The sequence below is a fragment of the Flavobacterium sp. 270 genome, assembly GCF_004368785.1.
GTDB lineage: Bacteria > Bacteroidota > Bacteroidia > Flavobacteriales > Flavobacteriaceae > Flavobacterium.
This window is the reverse complement of sequence record NZ_SODM01000001.1, coordinates 1,442,586-1,465,302: the sequence shown is the minus strand read 5'-3', so window position 1 is coordinate 1,465,302 and position 22,717 is coordinate 1,442,586. Positions and strand designations below refer to the sequence as shown.

The window sequence follows — 22,717 nt, the reverse complement described above, 5'->3', positions numbered from 1 at the left end:
GAAAAACCAAAAGCTGTAAAGGATAATATATTCCCCATAAGGATAACTAAATTGATCGGTAAAGATAGGCAAACTTTTTGAATTGCAGGAAATAGTTTACTTCCATTTGATGACGCAGTCTTCTTTAAATTAAAATCTGGAGCAACAGTACCAAGTGTAATCTATTGGAAAGTGTTCATGCTGTTTCATGAAAAACAGACTTAAATTTCCGGAATAAAACTTCGCAGGTTGTAAAAAAAATATCCAAAGAACACACTTCGTTAAAAGTGCAGTTCTTTGGATACCAAATATAAATGTGTAGTATTTACGAATTTAAAAAGGCAAGTAAATCATTGTTTAATTTTTCTCTTTCGGTATAAAAAAGGCCGTGTGGCGCTCCTTCATAAACAATATATCTATTGTTGGCAATTCCTTCTGCGGCTTTTTTAGACGTTAAATCAATCGGAACAATTTTGTCATCGTCACCATGAATAATTAATGTTGGGACTTTTACAAAATCTAATTCGTCTCTAAAATCAGTATAAGAAAAAGATTCAGCACATTTTAGAGTTGCACGCGGAGAAGCCACAGAACAAAGCGCTCTGTAATATTCTAAAAGTGGTGTACTCAAAGGTTTATTGATGATATTTATACCAAAAAAAGTTTTCCCGAAATTGTCTAAAAATGCAATTCTGTCTTCTTTTAAAGCTGATGCCGTAGCATCGCTTTTTTCCTTCGGATGCCCGTCTGGATTATCATTTGTTTTTAATAAAAAAGGAACAACAGAAGAAATTAAAGCTGCTTTTGAAACTCCTTTTCCGCCATGACGGCTAAAATAACGAACTACTTCACCGCCACCCATAGAAAATCCAACTAAAGTCGCATCTGTTAATTCTAATTGCTCAATTATTTCTTGTAAATCATCAGACAGCGTGTCATAATCATAGCCATCCCAAGGCTGAGAAGATTTACCAAATCCGCGTCGGTCGTAAGCAATTACCCTAAAACCACTTTGTACCAGAAAATCGATTTGATATTCCCACATTTCGTTAGAAAGCGGCCATCCATGAATAAGAATTACTGGTTTTCCTGTACCATAATCTTTTACATATAGTCTTACATTCTGTGCCGTTTCTATATATTTATCTGTATGTACCTGTTTTAAATTCGATTCAAAATCCTTAATTGTCATGCAGGCATTTGGTTCAGTATGTTCCATGTTATATCTTTTTTACGTTAGTTTAAAATTTTTCTCTAGTAAAATTAAAAGCTAAGCAGCAGAAAAAGGTTATAGAATTAGTAGTATTAATTACAAAATTAATAGGTTTGTAATGGTAGAAAATGATAAAAAAAATGGATTTAACCTGGAGTGAATTTGAAAAAACCGACATGCGTGTTGGAACAATAATAGAAGTAAACGATTTTCCCGAAGCGAGAAAACCAGCATATCAACTAACAATAGATTTTGGTTCAGAAATCGGCATCAGAAAATCATCGGCACAAATAACCAAACGCTATTTAAAACAAGATTTGCTAAACCGACAAATTGTAGCTGTTGTTAATTTTCCTAAAAAACAAATTGGAAAGTTTATGAGCGAATGTTTGGTTCTTGGCGCTGTAGGCGAGGATGGAGACGTAATTTTATTAGCTCCCGATTTTAAAATAGATAATGGATTGAGAATTGGTTAGTTTTCAGTTTTAAATGCAATTGTCACCCTGAGCGAAGTCGAAGGGCGTTCCTATTGGCGCTTGCTTCGACTTCGCTCAGTCTGACAAATCTATAAATTGAGAGAGAATTTTGAAAACTATTTTATTTTAGCAATAAATTGTTCTAAAATAAGCTGTCCTTCTTCCCAATATTTTAAATCAGAATCAGAGTTAATGTGTCCTTGTTGACCGACATTTACAAAATCGCTTCCCCATTGTGTAGCAAAATATTGTTTTCTTTCAAAAGTAGCGTACGGATCATTTTCGCTTGCCACTACTACAGAAGGAAACGGAAGTTTGTAAATTGGCATTGGTGCAAAATTTCGAACCGATTCTGGTGTATGTTCAGGTGAATCTACATCTGCAGGCGCAACTAAAAAGGCACCGACAATATTTTTATTTGTATTGCTTTCTGCCCAATGCAAAACTAAAGAAACAGCTAAACTATGCGCTACTAAAATAGTTGGAGAATCGAGTTTAGAAATTTCTTCATCGAGCCTTTTCAGCCATTCTTCGCGAACAGGTTCGTCCCAATTGTCCTGAACGATTCTTTTAGAAGTTTTAAATTTTTCGTGCCAGAAAGTCTGCCAGTGTTTATCGCCGGAATTTCCGAGTCCGGGTAATATCAATAAATTTGGTTCCATTGCCGTGGATTTATTAAGGGTTAATTTTTATGTTCTTTTATAATTCTGTTTACTTCATTTACCAAAAGCGGAAAAGCAGGTTCGGTCATACCGTGACCGTAGCCGTCCATTTCGTAAAGTTTTGTTTGAGTATGCCCCACAAGTTTCATCATACGCGCCATATAAGCGTTTTCTTCATATCGGCCTAACATTTCGAGTTCTCGGTCTCCCGTTATTAATAATAATGGCGGAACATCGGCACGAACATAAAATAGAGGTGCAAAAGCATCTATTGTAGGCTGTTTTTCTGGAATTCCATTTTCTTTTCTTATCTCAAAATGAGTAATGCATTGTCCGCTAAACGGAATCAAACCAGCAATTTTATTCGCATCGATTCCTTCTTTTTGCAGCCATTTTTTATCCAAACCATTCATCATAGCCAAATAAGCTCCGGCAGAATGTCCAGAAACAAAAATTAAAGAACTATCGCCTCCATAATTTGCAATATTGTTAAAAGCCCAGGCTATTGCCGTTGCTGCATCTTCTATACATTTTGCTGCTTTTACTTTAGGAGATAATCTGTAGTTTACACCAATAACTGCAAAGCCTTTATTTTTTAACGCTTCCGGAATTTCCTTACTGCCACCAGTTAAACCACCGCCGTGAAACCAGACAATAGTTGCAAAACCTTTACTGTTTTTAGGATAATAAATATCCAGAATACAACGTTCGTTTATATAGCTGTCGTTTTTATTTGCAGTAACATTATAATATTGAATATTTGATTTTGTTTCGTATTCTAATTTTTGTGCAAAAGCAGAAAATCCTATAGAAAGAAAGGCAATTAAGAGAAGTAATTTTTTCATTTTAAAATATTTTGAAAGTAAGTTACAATCTAAAATCTATCCCGAGACTTCGGGATTAAATCTAAAATTGAAAATGTATAAAAAAAGTCCAAATTGCAGGACAATTGGACTCGTACTTTTTAAAAAAGTTATGATAGGATTAAATATCGTCAAAATCAATATCGGTAAAGCTAGTTCTCTGACCTTCTGGTTTATCAGAACCGTATTCTTTTTTAAAGTCTTTTTGGTGTCTTTCAGAAATTACTTCCTCTCCTTTGTGGTTCAAGACATAAGAGGTCATTTCTTCTAATATTTCGGCGAAAGCACTAAAATCTTCTTTGTATAAGTAAATTTTATGTTTTTTGAAATGAAACGAACCATCTTCTTCAGTAAATTTTTTGCTCTCAGTAATCGTGATATAATAATCGTCAGCTTTGGTAGCTCTCACATCAAAGAAATAGGTTCTTCTTCCGGCTCGTAATACTTTAGAAAAAATTTCTTCTTTTTCTAACATGTCATTTTCTCTCATAATACGTTCTATCATTTTTGGAATTAATAGTAATCAAAAATCATAAAAATTTATCTATTACGCAACATTTAAAGTAATTCTTTTTCCGAAAGTTGTTTTAAATATAACGCTGCATAATATCCTTCTTGATTTATTAATTGATTATGAGAGCCTTGTTGAATTATTTTTCCGTCTTCCAGAATAATAATTTTATCTGCATTCTTTGCAGACGAAACACGATGGCTTACAATAATAGTCGTTTTGTTTTTGCAGATTTCAAACAAATTATTCAGGATCGTTTCCTCCGTTTCCGTGTCAACCGCTGATAAACAGTCATCAAAAAGTAAAATTGCAGGATCCTTAATAATCGCTCTCGCGATAGATACACGCTGTTTTTGCCCACCAGAAAGCGTAATTCCTCTTTCCCCTAAAATCGTGTCGTATTGTTTGTTAAAAGCAATAATATTATCATGAACTACAGCATTTTTTGCCGCTTCAATTACTTCTTCATCGGTTGCGTTTTGATTACCAAATTTGATATTGTTTTTAATGGTATCCGAAAACAAAAAAGCATCCTGAGGAACAATACCAATAGCATTACGGAGATCGTTTAAATTTAAAGAGCTGATTTCATTTTCATCAATTGTAATTTTTCCATCGGTAACATCGTATAATCTTGAAATTAAAGATAAAATAGTAGATTTTCCGGAACCTGTTTTTCCTAAAATGGCTAAAGTTTCTCCTTTTTTAACCGTAAAAGAAACATTCTTTAAAGCCTCAATATTAGTATCTTCATAAACATAACTCACGTTTTCAAAAGAAATTAAACCTTGAATATCAGACGAGCTTTCGTTGTTATTTTTTATTTCCGGTTCAATTTTCAAAAATTCATTCAAGCGTTTTTGAGAAGCCTCTGCCTCTTGCACCATCGAAGAAACCCATCCTAAAGAAGCTACAGGCCAGGTAAGCATATTTACATATAAAATAAACTCGGCAATTGTACCAATATTTTTGATCGTTCCGTTGATGTACATAACACCGCCAAAATAAATTACCACCAAATTACTAATTCCGATTAAAGCAATCATTAATGGCCCGAAAAGAGATTGCACTTTCGCCAAATCCAGACTTTTTCTTTTGCTTTCATCCGCAAGAGCGATCATATTATTTTGATGCTGGTCTTCTAGTGAATTTGCTTTAATAACTCTAATTCCTGAAAATATTTCCTGAGTAAAACTTGAAACTTTAGAAAGATATTGTTGAAATGTGGTGCTTCGTTTGTTGATTTCTGAACTTAATTTAAAAATACAATACGATAAAATTGGCAATGGCAAAATAGTATACAAAGTCAATAAAGGCGAGACATTGTACATATATAATATAACAATGGCAAAACGAATAAAAGTATTGATAGTGTACATTACGGCCGGCCCAACGTACATACGAACTTTAGAAACGTCTTCGCTGATTCTGTTCATTAAATCTCCGGTACGGTTTTGCTTGTAAAAATTCTGAGAAAGGTTTTCGTATTGTCTAAAAACTTCATTTTTTAAATCAAACTCAATATGACGCGACATTACGATTAAAGTCTGGCGCATTAAAAAGGTTAAAATTCCCCCAACAACAGCGCTTATAATAATTAAGTACACATTATGAAGCAGTTCGTCTTTATGGAAATTTCTAATTATTTGCAGTTTCTGATCACTTTCAGACAATTTAAGGTAGCTCTCTATCGTATCAAAAGACTTACTGACCAGCTTTGGAGTGTATAAAAAGAATATTTGTGCGATTATGGTGATTAAAATTCCTAATGAGAAACTGTATTTATATTTAATGAAGTATTTGTTTAAATAGCTTAATTCTTTCATTTTTTTAAGAAATTAGATATTGAAAAGAAACGATTTTATAAATTACCTTAAATTAAAAGTAATATAAAACACAATTTATTTAAAACATATCTATTGTTTAATTGTTATAATAAGGATAAAAAATTAGCACATGTGTATTTTTTGTTTAAGTTTGAGATGTCTTTTTGACAAATTCATAATTTTAACAAATAAATAGTAGCGCTATGGATGCAACTTTCGCAACTGGAAAGGAACTTCAAAAAATGGATCCTGTTTTTGGTCAATTATCTTTTGACGATCACGAACAAATTGTATTTTGCAATGACAAAGATACAGGTTTAAAAGCAATTATTGGTATTCATAATTCGGTTATGGGTCCAGCTTTAGGAGGTACTAGAATGTGGAATTATAATACGGAATGGGAAGCTCTAAACGATGTTTTGCGTCTTTCTAGAGGTATGACTTATAAATCTGCAATTACTGGACTTAATATTGGTGGTGGAAAAGCAGTAATTATTGGTGATGCTAAAACACAAAAAACGCCTGAATTAATGCGCAAGTTTGGTGAATTTGTTCACTCGCTTAGCGGAAGATATATTACAGCTGAAGATGTTGGTATGGAAACTAAAGACATGGACACTGTAAGAGATGTAACACCTTATGTTACGGGTATTTCTGAAGAAAGAGGTGGTTCTGGAAACCCTTCTCCTGTAACGGCTTACGGTGTTTACTTAGGAATGAAAGCAGCAGCAAAAAGCCAATTTGGTTCTGATGCTCTAGCTGGAAAAAAAGTTTTGGTACAAGGAATTGGTCACGTAGGTGAGGCTTTGGTTGAATATTTGACTAAAGAAGGAGCATTGGTTACGATTACTGATATCAACGAAGAAAAATTATACCAAACGGCTTCAAAATATAATGCTACAATTTATACTGGCGAAGATTTATATACTGCAGATGTAGATATTTACGCGCCATGTGCAATGGGAGCAACAATTAATAACGATACGGTAAACAAAATTAAAGCTAAAGTTATTGCTGGTGCTGCCAACAACCAACTAGCAGACGAAAATGTTCACGGTGCAAGATTGACTGAAAGAGGTATTCTTTACGCTCCGGATTTCTTGATCAACGCTGGTGGAATTATCAATGTTTATGCTGAATTAGAGCATTATGGTAAAGCTGAAATTATGAGCAAAACCGAAAATATCTATAACACAACTTTAGAAATTATCGATTACGCTGCTAAAAACGGAATTACTACGCATAAAGCTGCGCTTACGATTGCTCAAAATCGTATCGATCAAAGAAAAATCGAGAACAGCAAAAAATAATTTTAAACAAATAGTTTAATTCTCTGTCTCAGTTTTGGTTATAGTTTTTCGTATTATCTGAAAACTATAACCGAAAACTGAGACTTTTTTTTATAATAAAACTTAATTGATTACGAATAGTGTTTTTTATAGGTTTAAATTTTAATATAAACTCTTTAATTCTTATTTTTGCAGCCTAATTTTAAAATGTTCTTACAAGGTGGTAAATAGAAGACACATACGCGTTAAAGTAATGCAGTCCATTTATGCAATGCATCAAAGCGGTTCTGATAATCTGGAAAAAGAAGAAAAATTTCTTTTTTACAGCATAGATAATATTCAGGACTTATATCTTATAATGCTTTCTTCGTTGATAGAAATTTGCAAAAAAGAATCTGTTTTTTTACATCTTTCAAGCAAAAAACATCTTGCAACAGCTGCAGAACGTAATCCAAACGAAAAATTTATCAATAACAAAATTTTTCAACTTCTTGCCGAAAGCAATTCCCTTAGTATCGCTTTAGAAAATCGTAAAATCAATAACTGGTCATTAAACGATGATTATATTTTATTGCTTTTGAATGATATTAAATCAAGCGAATTGTATGCAAAATACATGAGCACTACAACGAATACATTTGAAGAAGACAGACAATTTGTAATTGATTTGTTTGCAGATGTAATTGTTCCTAACGAAAAATTATACGAATATCTGGAAGATGATAAATTGACTTGGGTTGATGATATTCCGGTTGTAAACACACACATTATCAAACAATTGAAAGCTATTAAGACTGAAGATTCAGACGACTTTAGAGTTCCAAAATTGTATAAAGATGTGGAAGACAAAGATTTTGCAAAAGACTTGTTTAGAAGAACAGTTCTTAACGAATCAGTCTTGGCAAAAGAATACGAAGACAAAACGCCAAACTGGGACAGCGATCGTATTGCAGAAATTGATACTATTATTTTGAAAATGGCAATCTGCGAATTTTTAAAATTCCCATCAATTCCGGTAAAAGTAACTCTTAACGAATATTTAGAAATTGCAAAAGAGTATTCTACACCAAAAAGCAGTATTTTTATCAACGGAATTTTAGATAATTTAGTTAAAGAATTGACTGCCAATAAAAAGATGATAAAAGTAGGAAGAGGATTGATGTAAGATTTTTAAAATTTCAATTACTTTGTCACTCTGAGCGAAGCCGAAGAGCCAATCACGATGTCACTCTGAGCGTAGTCGAAGAGCAATTAAAAAAATATATTAATATAAATCAAAAAACAGAATTTAACTTATGGGACAATTAACTCAATTTGCACCTTTTCTACTAATGTTTGTGGTAATCTATTTCTTCATGATCAGACCACAACAAAAAAGAGCGAAAAACGAAAAAGAATTTGAAAGCAGCCTAAAAGTAGGTGATAAAATAATTACAAAAAGCGGTTTTCACGGTAAAGTGGTTGAGCTTGCAGAAACTACTGTAATCATTGAAACAATGTCTGGAAAATTAAAATTAGAGCGTTCTGCAATTTCTATGGAAATGAGCGCAGCTTTGAATAAAAAGGCATAATTTTTTAGAAATTCCAATAAAATATAAATCCCAAATTCCAATTTAAAATGGAGTTTGGGATTTTTTATTTTTGATACGTATGTCATTGCGAGGAACGAAGCAATCTCACTTTGTTAATTAAAGTTGGATTTTGATCGTGAGATTGCTTCGTTCCTCGCAATGACGTAAAGCGTGTAAATAACCTTTGAGGAGTTTCTGTGCGATCCTTCGACTTCGCTCAGGATGACAAAAGAGTCGGATAACTGAATCTAAAATCTATCCCGAAGCTTCGGGACTAAACTCTAAAATTTACTATCTGTATTTATCATTCAAACCAATATTACCTAAAATCATCGGAATCACTTTTTCAATTCTGGTAATTTTAGTTTTTTCTTGTTTGGCACTTTCAATGTATTCCAAAAACTCATATTGCTTATAAGGAGAGAATTTTTGAAACGCTTCCGCTAAAGCTGGATTCTTTGCCTTTTCTATATTTAAAAGCTCAGAAACAATTGCTTCTTTTTTGGACGGTTTTATTATTTTTCCCTGTTTTTCATTTTCGATCGCTTCGTAAATGTATTCCAGAACTTCTTTTTCGTTTACCTGATCTTTAGAAGTAAAGCGCCATTGACGCAATGATTTGGTTACATCTTCCTGTGCATTGATGAGGTTCTTTTTTTCATCTTTTAGAAAAACGCCATTAAAAAACCAAATGGTAAAATAATCTTTAAAACCTCCAATTCCGATAACATTCTTTTTATTGTAAACATAAACCGGACCGCCCCATTTAATGGTTTCGGTAAGTTCAGTTTTGTCAATAATAGATTTTAGGAAAAGTAATTCTTCTTCCCAGCCATTGACTTTGTTCCAAACGTGCTTATTATCGGATGGTTCCAATTATCTTTTTCTTTTAGGTGTTTCGGGTGCATCAAAAATTCCTGGAACAGCAGTTAGTTCTGCAATTTTTACAATAACGTCTGTTGCTTTCTGGATGCTTTCTGCAGGAACATATTCGTATTTTCCGTGGAAGTTATGACCACCGGCAAAAATATTCGGACAAGGTAATCCCATATACGATAATTGTGAGCCGTCTGTACCGCCGCGAATTGGTTTAATAATCGGTTTGATGTTCAATTCGCGCATTGCTTTTTCGGCAATATCAACAATATATTTTACAGGAAGTACTTTTTCTTTCATATTGAAATACTGGTCTTTAATCTCTGTAATTACAATATCTTCACCAAATTGTTTTGCAAATTTTTTATTGATTTTCTTCGCGATTTTATCAATTAAACTTTTACGTTTTTCGAATTTAACTTTGTTATGATCGCGAATAATAAGTTCTAAAACAGTTTCTTCGATACTTCCGTTGATATGATGAACGTGAAAGAAACCTTCATAACCTTTAGTTTCCTGAGGCGTTTCTCCTTTTGGAAGTTCATTGATAAAATCATTTGCAATCAACATCGAATTGATCATTTTTCCTTTCGCATAACCAGGATGAACGCTTTTTCCTTTAAAAGTAATTTTCGCTCCGGCAGCATTAAAATTTTCATATTCTAATTCACCAATCTGACTTCCGTCCATAGTATACGCCCATTGTGCACCGAATTTCTCAACATCAAAATGATGCGCGCCACGGCCAATTTCTTCGTCAGGAGTAAAACCAATTCTGATTTTTCCGTGTTTAATTTCAGGATGCTGAACCAAATATTCCATTGCCGAAACAATTTCTGTAATTCCAGCTTTATCATCGGCGCCTAGAAGTGTGGTTCCGTCAGTAGTGATGATAGTCTGACCTTTATATTGAAGTAAATCTTTGAAATAATTTGGAGATAAAATGATATTTTTTTCAGCATTCAAAACAATATCTTTTCCATCATAATCCTTCACAATTTGCGGTTTTACATTTGCACCGCTAAAATCTGGAGAAGTATCAAAATGCGAAATAAAACCAATTGTTGGCACTTGGTGATCTACATTACTTGGCAAAGTCGCCATGATATAAGCTTTATCATCTATTGTAACCTCTTGGAGACCAATTGCTTTTAGTTCTTCGACTAATTTATTGGCAAGATTCCATTGTTTTTCTGTACTTGGTGTTGTTTTAGAATTCGGATCAGATTCTGTATCAATTGTTACATAACTGATAAAACGATCTATGATATGTTGCATTTTATTGTTTTTTTAGCAAAGATAAGTATTTTTATTAGCAGGATTATTGAAGTCTGCGTATCTAAATTTAAATAAAAAACGGATTCTAAGCAAATAGAATCCGTTTGGTAAATGTTATTTTTAATTATATGCTTTTTACACATCTAAAACCAAGATGGTTTGCTGCAGATCGTATTTCGCCTTTTCCTCGCGTTCCAACCATATAACGTGTACAATATTGATCGGTACATAAAAAAGAACCACCGCGATGAACTCTTTTTATTTGAGTTGGGTCATTAGGATCGCTATAAGCATTCGGCCCCTGTGGATTTTTAGCTACTTTTCCGCTTTCGGCTAATTCGCTATAATAAGAAATGCTGTACCAATCATTTACCCATTCCCATACATTTCCGGCCATATCATACAATCCGTAAGGATTTGGAGCAAATTGTCCAGTAGGAGCAATTCCTTTAAAGCCATCTTCTCCAGTATCACCATCTTTGACAGGGAAGTTGCCTTGATAGATATTCGCCTGAAATTTTCCGTTAGGTTTAAGTGTATTTCCCCATGCATAAAGATTTCCGGTTTTACCGCCTCGAGCAGCAAATTCCCATTCTGCTTCTGTTGGTAATCTTTTGCCTGCCCATTTTGCGTAAGCTGCAGCATCTTCATAAGCAATTTGTACAACAGGATATTTTTCTCTTCCTTTTATAGTGCTTTGTGGTCCTTCTGGATGTTTCCAATCCGTTCCTCCAACGTAACTCCACCATTGCAGAAAATTATTCAGATTTACGGCACTGTCAGTTGGAGTAAAAATTACCGAACCTGTTATTAAATCTTCTTCATTTGCAGTCGGAAATTCTTCTTTTGTGGGTTTTTGTTCGGCAACTGTAATATAGCCTGTAGCTTTTACAAATGCGGCATATTCTTCGTTTGTAACTTCTGTTTGATCCATAAAATAACCGTCTACATATACACGGTGTATAGGAGCTGCATCTTTAGTAACGCCTTTGATACTGCATAAACTTTCATCTTCGACATTACTTCCCATAGAGAATTCTCCACCCGGAATCCAAACCATTCCTTTAGGTGCTTTAGATGGGGAAGCAGTTTTATTTACGATTGTAGGTTTAAATTCAGATTCTCCAGAAACAGTTGGAGTTTCGGCACAATTCATTGCTGTTACTTTTTCTTTCGGTGTTTTTAGTTTGGTGAAACTGTACGCGATAGAAATAATAAAAATGGCAAGTACTGCAATAATCCAGTAGGTTTTATTTTTCATTATGGTTAGATTGTAAATTTTAAATAAATTTATTTTCAAAGATATAAAAATTCTACTATTTCTATAGGATATATAGTTTTTTGTCTAAATTATTTTGAAAGAACTTATTTATCTTCCTCAACAAGAGCAACTTCATATTTGTCTTTGCCATCAACCTTAACAGGCTGATAATAAGTTTCTCCAAATTTGATGTATTTTACATCTCCTATAGTAACTTCTTCACCGCCTTCTGGCAGACTTTCGACTAAAGTTCCGGCTGTTGGAGCAACAACTTTATAAGAACTTCCGTCTTTTTCATAATAAGTTCCTCCGTAATAATAATTGTTGACGGTTCCGGTATTGACGGTTTGTGCCCCGCTCGGAATATTATTTACAGTTCCGCCTACGGGTGCGGGTACGGCCGTATATCCTCCGCTTGACGGTGAATACCAAACTCCCTGATCATAATGATATTGCGTGCTCTCTACACTAACAACAATAGCGGTAACTGCCAATGTTGCAACAAAGAATCCCCACGGATGCCAAACCGGCCCCCAATAATAGGGATGATAAGGATGGTAATAATAAGGGTGAAAAGTATTGTATCTATAACCGCCGTATCGATAAGGAGGACGCACATAAACAATTGTATTGTTTCTTCTTACAACAGTATTACGATTATTACGAACATTGATATTGTTGTTTACATTAATGTTTACGTTATTGTTGTTTCGGGTTCTACCGCTAATATTGGTATTTCGGTTGCCGTTTTTATTAATAGTGTTATTATTTCTATTAATATTAGTTGTGTTGTTTCTATTGCCAGAATTTGCAGGTCTGGTTGCTTTATTGTTTACGCCAGAACCATTTGCACCAGGTCGGGTTTGTGTTGCCGGCTTTGTCTGTCTTGCAGGTCTTGTTTGAGCAGCATTGCCGCTTTTGCGAATGCCGCCGCCGTGACCACCTAATTTACGTTGTCCAAAACCTTCAGTCGAAATTAAAAAAAAGGACACAGACAAACAGAATAAAGCTGATTTTTTGAGTAATGTTTTTAAATTTTTCATTGTCAGAGTTTTAAGTAGAATAAAGTTATAAAAAAAATGTAAGATTCGTACAAAAACGATGTGATTTTGAGCCTGTAATTGTGTTTGAATATTTATCACATAAAATTTAATTATGGTGTTAAACTATATAGGGACACTTTCAAGTATTATAATTAAATTTGCAACCGAAAAAATAACAACAACTCACTATGTATAAATTGATAATTCGTCCGATACTTTTTTGTTTTGATCCAGAAGAAGTGCACTATTTTACTTTTTCATTTGTAAAATTCATTTCAAAAATCCCAGGCGTTTCATCAATTATTAAAGCAATTTACGAAGTAAAAGACAGTCGTTTAGAGCGTGAGGTTTTCGGAATTAAATTTAAAAACCCGGTAGGACTTGCAGCAGGATTTGATAAAGATGCCAAGCTATACAAAGAGCTTTCTGATTTTGGTTTTGGTTTTATTGAAATAGGAACTGTTACGCCGGTTGGACAAGAAGGAAATCCTAAAAAACGTTTATTTCGTTTAAAAGCAGATCAGGCGATTATTAACCGAATGGGATTTAATAATGGTGGCGTTCTTGAAGCTGTAGAACGTTTAAAAAAGAATTCAGGTGTTTTGATAGGAGGAAACATCGGAAAAAATAAAGTAACGCCAAACGAAAACGCGGTTGACGACTATATCATTTGTTTTGATGCTTTGTTTGATCACGTTGATTATTTTGTTGTGAATGTGAGTTCGCCAAATACACCAAATTTAAGAGCTTTACAGGATAAAGAGCCTTTAACTGCTTTATTGCAGACTTTGCAAAACAGAAATGTAGAAAAGCAAAAAACAAGTACTCAAAAAGTAAAACCAATTCTTTTAAAAATTGCTCCAGACTTAACAGACGAACAATTATTGGATATTATTGATATTGTAAAAACAACGCAGATTGCGGGTGTAATTGCAACAAATACTACTATTTCCAGAGACGGTCTTCAATCTGCAAATCAAACAGAAACTGGAGGATTGTCTGGAAAACCATTAACGAAACGTTCTACAGAAGTAATTCGTTTTCTTTCTGAAAAAAGCAATAAAGCATTCCCAATTATTGGAGTAGGAGGCATACATTCTGCAGATGATGCAATCGAAAAACTAAATGCCGGTGCAAGTTTAGTACAATTATACACTGGTTTTATTTACGAAGGTCCGGCATTAATAAAAGCAATAAACAAAAAAGTTTTACAGCAGTTGTAAAAGCAATGCCTGAACGACTAATCCTGTAACGATCGCAATACCAAAACTCATCAGTGTGCCAATTAAAACATACTCGGTGAGTTTTCTGTCTTTGGCCTCTTGTAAATCTCCGAATCTAAAAATAGATTTTGCGGCCAATAAAAATCCGATCGCTTCAAAATGTCCCGTCAGGATAAATCCGAATACAAATAAACGTTCTAATATTCCGATATAATTCCCTGCGCTGGCAAGAGAATTGTCAATGTGACTTTCTGTGTTTTCGGGACTCCAGATAGAAATAATAATTTTAATAAAAATCGAAGTCGGTTTTGTTATGAATAAAATTCCAGTCAATACAATCCAAAACTGACTGCCAAACCAAAGTACATCTATTGTTTTGTTTTCATAGAGAAAAACAATTCCAATTAAAACCAAAAAATGCGCTATTTGATCTACAACAAACCAAGTGCGTTTGTTTTCCTTTTTTTGAAAACTTAATTTGATCAAATCGATAATTCCGTGTATTACAGCAATTAAAACGGCATAAGGAATAAACCGAATTTCTCCAACCAGAAGGGCAGACAAAATTCCATGCAGTAAAATATGCAGGTACAAATAAATACTTTTATGTTTTTTAACTTCCTTATCGGCTACCCAAGAGTTGGGCTGCCAGATAAAATCGCCTAATAAATGTGCCAAAAGTAGTTTTATAAATAAAATCATGGGGCTGTAAGTTGTTTTATTTGTGTTCTAAAATAACGGTCTAAACTTATAATCAAATCAAACTGAGCGCGTTTTTGTCTCCTGCTCACCGCAGCCTGATTGATGCCTAATTTTTGTCCTAACTCTTCTTGCGACAAAGCCGGATTTTCTATGGCAAGAGCAACAAATTCTGCCGATTGTACCAGCCAATTGTCCATAAAAGTCAAAGCCAGCTGTAGCATCAGATTTAATCTTTCATCTGTAAGCGCATCGCCTGTGCGTAATGCTAAAGTTACTTTTTGTTTTTTTAAAGTTTCAAAAAGCTCTCCGGAATTAATAAATGCACCGCCATAACTTTCGGATAATTTTTCGGCATCGTGCGTTTTATCTCCAAAACCAATACTCATTCTCGCGTCTAATTTTATAGCTCTTAAATGTGCTTTTATCAAAATAGCAGACCATAATGCATCTTCAGGATTTTTTATTTCGATTTGAAATTCATCGCCTCTATAAACTTCCCATTGACTTGGGGTTTCTCCAAATGGAGACAAGATTTTTTTTAAACCTTCAACCCAATTAGTCTCTTTCTGTTTTCTAGAGTCGATTATATCGCCTGTAATTACGCTTGTCATATTCAAATATAATTAAAAATAAATAAAACTTCTATTACAAATATACGGAATTATTTTTTGTATTACGTTTTTGTGTAATATTCAATGTTATTACTTAATTTGGTAATAATTATATCTATTGTAGAAATATGTAATACATTCATTTATTACTTCATATTGTAATATCCTTTACTATTACAGAATTTAGTAATACGATAATTTAAAGAAAATTATAACTTTTATTTCTATAAAAAAGGAATTAACTTAGCCTTTACAAAAGAATAAGCTTTGAGTAAAGAAATCAAAATTATCGAATGTCCACGGGATGCCATGCAAGGCATCAAAACCTTTATTCCTACAAAAAATAAGGCTGCTTATATACAAGCTCTGCTTAGAGTAGGCTTTGATACAATTGATTTCGGAAGCTTTGTTTCGCCAAAAGCAATTCCGCAGATGCAGGACACAGCCGAGTTATTGGCACAGCTTGATCTTTCGCAGACAACAAGTAAATTACTTTCTATAATTGCCAATACGCAGGGCGCAGCTTTGGCGGCAGAATATGAAGCAATTCAATATTTAGGATTTCCATTTTCTATATCTGAGAACTTTCAGATGAGAAATACACATAAAACCATTGCAGAATCTTTAATCACATTAGAAGAAATTCTGGAAATTGCCGATAAAAAAAACAAAGAAGTAGTTACGTATCTTTCGATGGGTTTTGGAAATCCGTACGGAGATCCTTGGAATGTTGAAATTGTAAGCCAATGGACAGAAAAACTGGCCGGAATGGGCGTGAAAATTTTATCACTTTCTGATACCGTAGGAAGTTCAACACCAGAAGTTATTACGTATCTTTTTTCTAATTTAATTCCGAAATATCCTCAAATAGAATTTGGCGCGCACCTGCATACTACGCCCGACAGCTGGTTTGAGAAAATTGATGCTGCATCAAAAGCCGGCTGTACACGCTTTGACGGCGCAATACAAGGTTTTGGCGGATGCCCAATGGCAACTGATAAACTAACCGGAAATATGCCGACAGAGAAACTAATCTCTTATTTTACAGCCAATAAAAAGACAACAGGATTAAATTCTTTGAGTTTTGAAAGTGCTTATAATGAAGCTTCAAAATTGTTTGGGAAGTTTCATTAAAAAAAGATTTATGAAAGATTTTGAACTTTGGCTAGAATTTGAAGAAGTTGGAGATGATTGGAAAATTGATAGTGATTTTTGCAACATACATGTTTACATGAAAGACGGAAGAAAATATGGATTAAATGTTTGGACGTATGATTTTGTAAAGACAGCTGCTGAATATGATAAGAATGTTGGAAATAATCTTAATGGTTTATATTTAATTCCTCCAGATCTATTAGTAGAAGAACTGACCAGAAACTGTATAGAAAAAACAATTCAAGATTTATTGACAATCGATGATCTTGAAAAGATATTAAATCCTTCTATAGTTATAATAGATATTAAAGAATAATCTTATTTTTTTTATTACCAATAAAATTAACTAAATTTACTATTCACGGATAATAATACTATAAGAATGAAGTTCTGTATTATTATTAGTAATTTAATTTATCATGAGAATCCTCATAAATAAAGCTACTGGCTTACTATTTCTCACCCTATTTTTATTTTCTTGTTCCAGTGACTTAGATTTTAATCAGGTCAATGATTTAAAATTGGAGCCAGTTGTAGTCGGAAATCTGGCTTATTTTGATGTGGCTGCCAATCAGCTTTTGGATGATGGAGGAACTCATATTATCTATGATACAAGTACTTTTGATATTTTTAAAAATAGGTTTTTTAGAGATGAACTCACAAAAGCCGAATTTAATTTTGAAGTAGAAAATACCATTAACAGAACATTTAGGCTCGATGTATTATTACTGAATGCAAATGATGATATTCTCGAAACCATTTCTTTTCCTGTTCCGGCTTATGTAGGAAGTTCTAATGTTATAAAATATCCTACTGAAGTATTTGAAAATCAAAGACTCGATTTATTAAAACAAACTGCTAAAATTGGTTTTATCCTGACTATTGCTTCGGGTCCTCCGTTAAATCAAAATAGTACGGGGCGTATAAAATTAAAATCAAGTGCAACAGCCTATCTGGAAATCGAATGAAGAAAGTATTAATAGTATTACTTGCCTTTTACCAGCTTTCTTCTTTTTCTCAGAATAAAGAAGTGCTATATAATTTTACCTCAATTCCGCAGGCATCACTTGTAAATCCTGGTGCCGATGTTTCGTATAAATTTTATTTTGGTGTTCCGATTTTATCCGGAGTTTCAGCCAATTTGGGATCAAGCAGTTTTTCTGCCTACGATTTATTTGCAGATAACGGCGTTGATTTTAACGATAAGGTGCGAAACGTAGTTAATAAATCATCCAGCAAAGACAGAATAATAACAAACCAACAATTAGAATTATTTTCTGGAGGTTTTAGAGTAGGAGGCAGAGAAAGCAAATCGTATATTTCGTTTGGAATGTATCAGGAATTTGATTTTTTTATGTTCATGCCCAAAGATCTTGCAATATTAGCATTAGATGGAAACAAAAATTACATCGGAAAATCCTTTAATCTGGGAGATCTTAGTTTAAAAGCCGAAGTACTTTCTGTATTTCATGTAGGTTTTCATAAAAAAGTAAGTGATAAATTTGTTTACGGCGGTCGGGTAAAAATTTATAAAAGCGGTGCAAATGCTACTTCAACCAAGAATTCAGGATATGTTTTTACAGGTCAGAATGCAGGAACGCCTAATTTGTATAACCAGATTGTATCTTCGGATATGGAGTTGAAAACGTCAGGTATTTCAAAATTTACAAAAGACGAATACGAAGGTAATATTGCCGAAGATGTAGTACATAATACTTTTTTTAACGGAAGTCATGGTTTAGGTTTTGATGCCGGAATTACCTACTATTTTAAAGATAATCTTCAGTTTACAGCCAGTGTAATTGATATTGGTTTTATTAGACAGTCAAAAGATATTGAAACATTAAAATACAAAGGAACGTATCAATATAATGGTGCAAATCCCGATTTTTTGGGAACTGATGATCCTGAAAATGTTTTCGATGAATTTGATAAAGCAATTCCAAGAGATACACTTTATAATAAATATACCACTTGGAGACCCACAAAAATATATTCTTCTCTTCAATATTCATTTGGAGAATACCGTTCAGATGAAGATTGCAATTGCAGAGGTCATATAGAAAAGCGTTATTTAAATGATGTTGGACTTCAGTTTTTTGCCATGACGGCACCAAGATCACCAATTCTAGCGTTAACCGCTTTTTACAAACGCAGTATTTTCAAAAAATTAGACGTAAAAGCCACTTATACATTAGACGCTTTTTCAAGTAAAAACATTGGACTCGGACTTTCCGGCACTTTAGGAAGCTTTAATATTTATGCACTCGTTAATAATGTTTTGGAATATAAAGATATTTCTAAAGCCAATAGTGCAGCATTTCAATTTGGTTTCAATTTCGTATTTCAAAATAAAGAAGACTAATCAATAGAATTTTTTTTTACCATATAAGTGATATAAGTTCATGTTATTTTCGAGCTGTATTTAAATGAACTTATATCACTTATATGGTTTCAATTGAGTTTTTTATTTTGTAAGCGCTTTCCTGTAAATACAATTTTATGATTAGGCAGGTGAACAAGTTGCCAATTTTATCACTATATTTGCACGCAATTCAACTAGAAATTGCAACAATGATAGCACACAACTCCAAGATCATCGGCGAAGGTTTAACTTACGATGATGTATTATTAGTACCTAACTACTCTAATGTGCTTCCTCGCGAAGTGAGTATCAAATCAAAATTTTCAAGAAACATAACACTAAACGTTCCGATAGTATCAGCTGCTATGGATACCGTTACAGAAAGTGCAATGGCAATTGCTATGGCGCAGGAAGGCGGAATTGGTGTTTTACATAAAAACATGACCATCGAGCAGCAAGCAGCGAAGGTTAGAAAAGTAAAACGTGCAGAAGCAGGAATGATCATTGATCCGGTTACTTTACCAATGACTTCTACAATTGCAGACGCAAAAAACGCAATGAAAGAATTCGGAATTGGCGGAATTCCTATCGTTGACGAAAATAAAATCCTAAAAGGAATCGTAACAAACCGTGATTTACGTTTTGAGAAAAATGGTTCAAGAGCCATTGTTGAGGTAATGACAAGTAAAAACTTAGTTACCGTTGCAGAAGGAACTTCACTAGAACAAGCCGAAGTAGTTTTACAAGGCCACAAAATCGAAAAATTACCGGTTGTAAATGATAAATATGAATTAGTTGGTTTAATCACTTTTAGGGATATTACCAAACTAACTCAAAAACCAATCGCAAACAAAGACAGCTTAGGACGCTTAAGAGTTGCTGCTGCAATTGGTGTTACAGGTGATGCAGTACAAAGAGCAGAAGCTTTAGTTGCTGCTGGTGTAGATGCTATTATTATCGATACAGCTCACGGACATACAGAAGGTGTGGTAAACACATTAAAAGAAGTAAAATCAAAATTCCCTGAAATTGATGTAATTGTTGGAAACATTGCCACTCCGGAAGCAGCTAAATATTTAGTTGAAAATGGTGCAGATGGTGTAAAAGTTGGAATCGGACCTGGTTCTATCTGTACAACTCGTATCGTTGCAGGTGTTGGTTTTCCTCAATTTTCTGCAGTTCTTGAAGTTGCTGCAGCGATCAAAGGAACTGGAGTTCCGGTAATTGCAGATGGTGGAATTCGTTACACTGGAGATATTCCTAAAGCAATTGCTGCGGGTGCTGACTGTGTAATGTTAGGTTCATTATTGGCAGGAACAAAAGAATCTCCGGGAGAAACTATCATTTTTGAAGGAAGAAAATTCAAATCTTACCGTGGAATGGGTTCTGTTGAAGCAATGCAAACAGGATCAAAAGACCGTTATTTCCAAGATGTTGAAGACGACGTTAAAAAATTAGTTCCGGAAGGAATTGTTGGTCGTGTTCCTTACAAAGGAGAATTAAACGAAAGTATGCTTCAATTTATTGGAGGTCTTCGTGCCGGAATGGGATACTGCGGTTCTAAAGATATTCCGACTTTACAAGAATCTGGACGTTTTGTGAGAATCACTTCAAGCGGAATTACAGAAAGTCATCCTCATAATGTTACTATTACAAAAGAAGCTCCAAATTATTCAAGATAATTTAAGCTTTCATTATAAAACAAAAGGCGTAAGATTTAATTCTTACGCCTTTTTTATTTCTAAACTCAATAATAGTAGAATGAATCTCCTAAATCTGCAAAATCTGCGAGACATTAAAAACAACAATAAAAAAAGCCACGAATTCCATAAATTTACCCCAATGCTAGTAATTCGGATATATTGGTAAAATTCGCGGCAGGAAAAAAAATATTATAATGCTTCAGTCTGCTCAGCTTCTCTAAGTTTCTGATTTTCTAAAATCTGTGTTATAAAAGATTTTACCTGTGAATCAATATCAGCTTCTGAAATGTTCAAAGCTTTAGCATCTTTTACTAAATCGTACCAAGGTTTTGGACCGTCAAAATTATAACTTCCAAAAACAATTACCGGCGTACCTTTTACTTTTACATTTTCTTTGTCCTTCAAGATCCATTCATCAGCCCATTTGTATAAGTATTTGGCATCTTTTTCAAGCAGTCTTAAACATGAATGTGATGCTGGATATCCGGGCAATTCATATTGATGAAAACCAACACCAAGTTTATTTTCGATGTTAAAATTCCATTTTAAATCCCATTCGTCATTAAAAGTACTCGTTGTTTTTTCGGCTTTCCAATTGGTAAAAAATAATCCTGTTGGTGTAGGATCTTTTTTTCTTCCCATATTAGTTGGGCCGGTATATACTAATTCGCCGTTTTCGTAAGCAGCAAATGTTTGTGTAGGGTAAGAGAATATCAAAACTTTAGAAACTTCTTCTAAAGAACTAACGTGTAACGGAAAAGGAAGATAGTAAACCAAATCACCGCTAAAATCTGCAGGAACCACAATAGAATCCATTTTGGCTACACCATTTTTGTCTGTTCTGTTCACCGCATAAGCAATGCTTACTTTACTGCTGTCGGCTCCGTTTGTTTTAAGCCATTCTTTGGTTTTTTCAAAATGATATTCAACAGAACTTGGTTTTTTGTATTCAATTTTTTTATGTTCTGGAGTTTTTGTTTCTTTTTCATTACGAGTCGTTTTAGATTGATTACAAGAAATCAATAAAGATAAAACTACTAAAAGAAGGGCATTTGAGATGTAATATAACTTTTTCATAACTGGTCGTTTTAATTATGATAAAGTTCACTTTTTTGTACTTAAAAAGCGTTATACAATTTTTTGGATTGTTTATTTGATTTTCATTTGATTATTTTCAAAATGTCATAAAAGCTCTAATATCCTCGATCCATTGCGTTTTATTTCTCTTTAAATAATTCTCGTGTCCCGTGTTTTTATAAACTTTTAATGTTTTTGCACCTTCTAAATTAGCATAAATTTCGTCTATCTCTTTACGGCTTACACTTTTATCTTTTTCTCCATAAAGCAGTAGAACGGGGCATTTAATGTTTTTTGCGTATTCAGTTGGATTATGATTAAATCCCCAAAAACCATTTTGAATACCGCCCCAAAATAATAAAATTCCAGCCATAGGAAACGTTGGAGCATTCATTTTTTTAAATCTCGCACAAACGGTTTGATACATAGAGCCAAACGGACATTCAATTACAATTCCTTTAGGTTGTATTTTGTAATCGTTAATGCATTTCATTATAGCAACTGCGCCCATTGAAGTTCCAAAAAGGTAGATATTTTTTTCTCCTTTTTGATTTAAATAATCAAATGAAGTTTTGACTTCCTCAGCTTCTTTATAACCAATTGTAGTTTGATTTCCTTCTGAATTTCCGCTTCCCATAAAATCAACAAGCATCGTGCTGAAACCAAGTTTTTGAAACTCATTTGACTTGTCAATCATTGAAGATTTTTCTCCGCCATAACCATGAAAAAGAATAACAGTGCCTTTTGAGTTTTCATTTTTAATAAGCCAGCATTCAATTTCTTTATTACTTTTCAGTTTTAAAGTCTGGTATTTTTGAGGTGGAAATTTTCTGTTTTTAGATTTGGGATTATTAACTCCAAAAAATAAAGTTTTCACTTTCTCTAAAGAAGATAATTTTTCAGGGCTTTTTGTCTTTTCGGTATTATCTTCTTTAAAATGAGTGAATTTATAAGCATGCAAAAATGCAATTGCATTCATAATTGCAAAAACGAAGAGCAGTATTTTGAGATATCTTTTTTTGAATAATTTCAT

The 22,717-nt window shown here is 33.5% G+C and carries 23 protein-coding genes; 10 read left to right on the top strand and 13 right to left on the bottom strand.

Annotated elements, in window-relative coordinates; genetic code table 11:
• Positions 1 to 304: 304 nt before the first annotated feature.
• A complete protein-coding gene (locus EV144_RS06345; protein WP_134147169.1) occupies positions 305 to 1,198 on the bottom strand; it encodes an alpha/beta fold hydrolase in 894 nt (297 codons plus the stop codon).
• A gap of 134 nt (positions 1,199 to 1,332) precedes the next feature.
• Here EV144_RS06345 and EV144_RS06340 point away from each other — a divergent pair, with 134 nt between their 5' ends.
• On the top strand, positions 1,333 to 1,668 hold the full coding sequence (locus EV144_RS06340) for a tRNA-binding protein (RefSeq protein ID WP_134147567.1): 336 nt from the start codon (positions 1,333 to 1,335) through the stop codon (positions 1,666 to 1,668).
• Between the two features lie 116 nt (positions 1,669 to 1,784).
• Here the strand turns inward: EV144_RS06340 and EV144_RS06335 are convergent, their stop codons facing one another.
• The 4 genes from EV144_RS06335 to EV144_RS06320 form a co-directional block, all read right to left on the bottom strand.
• The gene (locus tag EV144_RS06335; protein WP_134147168.1) at positions 1,785 to 2,330 is read right to left on the bottom strand and encodes an RBBP9/YdeN family alpha/beta hydrolase; all 546 of its coding nucleotides are present in this window, start codon (positions 2,328 to 2,330) and stop codon (positions 1,785 to 1,787) included.
• A gap of 20 nt (positions 2,331 to 2,350) precedes the next feature.
• A complete protein-coding gene (locus tag EV144_RS06330; protein ID WP_134147167.1) occupies positions 2,351 to 3,175 on the bottom strand; it encodes an alpha/beta hydrolase in 825 nt (274 codons plus the stop codon).
• Between the two features lie 139 nt (positions 3,176 to 3,314).
• Positions 3,315 to 3,683, bottom strand: coding sequence for a PUR family DNA/RNA-binding protein (locus tag EV144_RS06325; RefSeq protein ID WP_017495419.1), 369 nt, complete (start codon positions 3,681 to 3,683; stop codon positions 3,315 to 3,317).
• A 68-nt stretch (positions 3,684 to 3,751) separates the two neighbouring features.
• Positions 3,752 to 5,530 carry an ABC transporter ATP-binding protein gene (locus EV144_RS06320; protein ID WP_134147165.1) on the bottom strand — a complete coding sequence of 593 codons (1,779 nt, stop codon included), beginning with the start codon at positions 5,528 to 5,530 and terminating at the stop codon, positions 3,752 to 3,754.
• A gap of 203 nt (positions 5,531 to 5,733) precedes the next feature.
• Here EV144_RS06320 and EV144_RS06315 point away from each other — a divergent pair, with 203 nt between their 5' ends.
• The 3 genes from EV144_RS06315 to yajC all read left to right on the top strand — a co-directional run bounded on the left by EV144_RS06315 (position 5,734) and on the right by yajC (position 8,390).
• Positions 5,734 to 6,840: a Glu/Leu/Phe/Val family dehydrogenase gene (locus tag EV144_RS06315; RefSeq protein ID WP_134147164.1), complete on the top strand. Its 1,107-nt coding sequence runs from the start codon at positions 5,734 to 5,736 to the stop codon at positions 6,838 to 6,840.
• A 232-nt stretch (positions 6,841 to 7,072) separates the two neighbouring features.
• The gene (gene nusB, locus EV144_RS06310) at positions 7,073 to 7,984 is read left to right on the top strand and encodes a transcription antitermination factor NusB (RefSeq protein ID WP_134147565.1); all 912 of its coding nucleotides are present in this window, start codon (positions 7,073 to 7,075) and stop codon (positions 7,982 to 7,984) included.
• A 130-nt stretch (positions 7,985 to 8,114) separates the two neighbouring features.
• Complete coding sequence (gene yajC, locus EV144_RS06305) at positions 8,115 to 8,390, top strand: preprotein translocase subunit YajC (RefSeq protein ID WP_047775458.1); 276 nt, start codon at positions 8,115 to 8,117, stop codon at positions 8,388 to 8,390.
• A 291-nt stretch (positions 8,391 to 8,681) separates the two neighbouring features.
• On the opposite strand, the gene EV144_RS06300 is transcribed toward yajC, so the two are convergent.
• The 4 genes from EV144_RS06300 to EV144_RS06285 form a co-directional block, all read right to left on the bottom strand.
• Positions 8,682 to 9,266, bottom strand: coding sequence for a YdeI/OmpD-associated family protein (locus tag EV144_RS06300; protein ID WP_134147163.1), 585 nt, complete (start codon positions 9,264 to 9,266; stop codon positions 8,682 to 8,684).
• Entirely contained in the window at positions 9,267 to 10,544 is a 1,278-nt protein-coding gene (gene pepT, locus EV144_RS06295) for a peptidase T (protein ID WP_134147161.1), read from the bottom strand.
• Between the two features lie 124 nt (positions 10,545 to 10,668).
• Positions 10,669 to 11,805 (bottom strand): formylglycine-generating enzyme family protein, encoded by a 1,137-nt coding sequence (locus tag EV144_RS06290; RefSeq protein ID WP_134147160.1) that lies wholly within the window; start codon positions 11,803 to 11,805, stop codon positions 10,669 to 10,671.
• Positions 11,806 to 11,909: 104 nt separating this feature from the next.
• On the bottom strand, positions 11,910 to 12,848 hold the full coding sequence (locus EV144_RS06285; RefSeq protein ID WP_134147159.1) for a DUF6515 family protein: 939 nt from the start codon (positions 12,846 to 12,848) through the stop codon (positions 11,910 to 11,912).
• A gap of 188 nt (positions 12,849 to 13,036) precedes the next feature.
• On the opposite strand from EV144_RS06285, the gene EV144_RS06280 reads away from it, so the two are divergent.
• Positions 13,037 to 14,071 (top strand): quinone-dependent dihydroorotate dehydrogenase, encoded by a 1,035-nt coding sequence (locus tag EV144_RS06280; protein WP_134147157.1) that lies wholly within the window; start codon positions 13,037 to 13,039, stop codon positions 14,069 to 14,071.
• Here the strand turns inward: EV144_RS06280 and EV144_RS06275 are convergent.
• Both EV144_RS06275 and EV144_RS06270 read right to left on the bottom strand, forming a co-directional pair.
• On the bottom strand, positions 14,057 to 14,773 hold the full coding sequence (locus EV144_RS06275) for a DUF3307 domain-containing protein (RefSeq protein ID WP_134147155.1): 717 nt from the start codon (positions 14,771 to 14,773) through the stop codon (positions 14,057 to 14,059). The genes EV144_RS06280 and EV144_RS06275 overlap by 15 nt on opposite strands.
• Positions 14,770 to 15,384, bottom strand: coding sequence for a hypothetical protein (locus EV144_RS06270; RefSeq protein ID WP_134147154.1), 615 nt, complete (start codon positions 15,382 to 15,384; stop codon positions 14,770 to 14,772). The genes EV144_RS06275 and EV144_RS06270 overlap by 4 nt, the downstream gene beginning before the upstream one ends.
• A 267-nt stretch (positions 15,385 to 15,651) precedes the next feature.
• On the opposite strand from EV144_RS06270, the gene EV144_RS06265 reads away from it, so the two are divergent.
• The 5 genes from EV144_RS06265 to guaB all read left to right on the top strand — a co-directional run bounded on the left by EV144_RS06265 (position 15,652) and on the right by guaB (position 20,586).
• A complete protein-coding gene (locus EV144_RS06265; protein ID WP_134147152.1) occupies positions 15,652 to 16,518 on the top strand; it encodes a hydroxymethylglutaryl-CoA lyase in 867 nt (288 codons plus the stop codon).
• Between the two features lie 10 nt (positions 16,519 to 16,528).
• Positions 16,529 to 16,855, top strand: coding sequence for a hypothetical protein (locus EV144_RS06260; protein WP_134147151.1), 327 nt, complete (start codon positions 16,529 to 16,531; stop codon positions 16,853 to 16,855).
• Positions 16,856 to 16,958: 103 nt separating this feature from the next.
• Complete coding sequence (locus EV144_RS06255; protein WP_134147149.1) at positions 16,959 to 17,507, top strand: hypothetical protein; 549 nt, start codon at positions 16,959 to 16,961, stop codon at positions 17,505 to 17,507.
• Positions 17,504 to 18,904 (top strand): DUF5723 family protein, encoded by a 1,401-nt coding sequence (locus EV144_RS06250; RefSeq protein ID WP_134147147.1) that lies wholly within the window; start codon positions 17,504 to 17,506, stop codon positions 18,902 to 18,904. Before EV144_RS06255 ends, EV144_RS06250 begins: the two co-directional genes overlap by 4 nt.
• A gap of 209 nt (positions 18,905 to 19,113) precedes the next feature.
• Complete coding sequence (guaB, locus tag EV144_RS06245) at positions 19,114 to 20,586, top strand: IMP dehydrogenase (protein WP_134147145.1); 1,473 nt, start codon at positions 19,114 to 19,116, stop codon at positions 20,584 to 20,586.
• Between the two features lie 210 nt (positions 20,587 to 20,796).
• On the opposite strand, the gene EV144_RS06240 is transcribed toward guaB, so the two are convergent.
• Complete coding sequence (locus EV144_RS06240) at positions 20,797 to 21,684, bottom strand: L,D-transpeptidase (RefSeq protein WP_134147144.1); 888 nt, start codon at positions 21,682 to 21,684, stop codon at positions 20,797 to 20,799.
• A 97-nt stretch (positions 21,685 to 21,781) separates the two neighbouring features.
• The gene (locus EV144_RS06235) at positions 21,782 to 22,717 is read right to left on the bottom strand and encodes an alpha/beta hydrolase (protein ID WP_134147142.1); all 936 of its coding nucleotides are present in this window, start codon (positions 22,715 to 22,717) and stop codon (positions 21,782 to 21,784) included.

Excerpts from the sequence above, each read along its gene's own strand:
- nusB (WP_134147565.1), top strand. The coding sequence starts at position 7,073 with ATGCAGTCCATTTATGCAATGCATCAAAGCGGTTCTGATAATCTGGAA.
- EV144_RS06345 (WP_134147169.1), bottom strand. The coding sequence starts at position 1,198 with ATGGAACATACTGAACCAAATGCCTGCATGACAATTAAGGATTTTGAA.
- EV144_RS06235 (WP_134147142.1), bottom strand. The coding sequence starts at position 22,717 with ATGAAATTATTCAAAAAAAGATATCTCAAAATACTGCTCTTCGTTTTT.
- yajC (WP_047775458.1), top strand. The coding sequence starts at position 8,115 with ATGGGACAATTAACTCAATTTGCACCTTTTCTACTAATGTTTGTGGTA.
- EV144_RS06335 (WP_134147168.1), bottom strand. The coding sequence starts at position 2,330 with ATGGAACCAAATTTATTGATATTACCCGGACTCGGAAATTCCGGCGAT.
- EV144_RS06290 (WP_134147160.1), bottom strand. The coding sequence starts at position 11,805 with ATGAAAAATAAAACCTACTGGATTATTGCAGTACTTGCCATTTTTATT.
- EV144_RS06285 (WP_134147159.1), bottom strand. The coding sequence starts at position 12,848 with ATGAAAAATTTAAAAACATTACTCAAAAAATCAGCTTTATTCTGTTTG.
- EV144_RS06315 (WP_134147164.1), top strand. The coding sequence starts at position 5,734 with ATGGATGCAACTTTCGCAACTGGAAAGGAACTTCAAAAAATGGATCCT.
- EV144_RS06260 (WP_134147151.1), top strand. The coding sequence starts at position 16,529 with ATGAAAGATTTTGAACTTTGGCTAGAATTTGAAGAAGTTGGAGATGAT.
- pepT (WP_134147161.1), bottom strand. The coding sequence starts at position 10,544 with ATGCAACATATCATAGATCGTTTTATCAGTTATGTAACAATTGATACA.
- EV144_RS06240 (WP_134147144.1), bottom strand. The coding sequence starts at position 21,684 with ATGAAAAAGTTATATTACATCTCAAATGCCCTTCTTTTAGTAGTTTTA.
- EV144_RS06275 (WP_134147155.1), bottom strand. The coding sequence starts at position 14,773 with ATGATTTTATTTATAAAACTACTTTTGGCACATTTATTAGGCGATTTT.
- EV144_RS06330 (WP_134147167.1), bottom strand. The coding sequence starts at position 3,175 with ATGAAAAAATTACTTCTCTTAATTGCCTTTCTTTCTATAGGATTTTCT.
- EV144_RS06250 (WP_134147147.1), top strand. The coding sequence starts at position 17,504 with ATGAAGAAAGTATTAATAGTATTACTTGCCTTTTACCAGCTTTCTTCT.
- EV144_RS06255 (WP_134147149.1), top strand. The coding sequence starts at position 16,959 with ATGAGAATCCTCATAAATAAAGCTACTGGCTTACTATTTCTCACCCTA.
- EV144_RS06320 (WP_134147165.1), bottom strand. The coding sequence starts at position 5,530 with ATGAAAGAATTAAGCTATTTAAACAAATACTTCATTAAATATAAATAC.
- EV144_RS06280 (WP_134147157.1), top strand. The coding sequence starts at position 13,037 with ATGTATAAATTGATAATTCGTCCGATACTTTTTTGTTTTGATCCAGAA.
- EV144_RS06325 (WP_017495419.1), bottom strand. The coding sequence starts at position 3,683 with ATGAGAGAAAATGACATGTTAGAAAAAGAAGAAATTTTTTCTAAAGTA.
- EV144_RS06270 (WP_134147154.1), bottom strand. The coding sequence starts at position 15,384 with ATGACAAGCGTAATTACAGGCGATATAATCGACTCTAGAAAACAGAAA.
- EV144_RS06340 (WP_134147567.1), top strand. The coding sequence starts at position 1,333 with ATGGATTTAACCTGGAGTGAATTTGAAAAAACCGACATGCGTGTTGGA.
- guaB (WP_134147145.1), top strand. The coding sequence starts at position 19,114 with ATGATAGCACACAACTCCAAGATCATCGGCGAAGGTTTAACTTACGAT.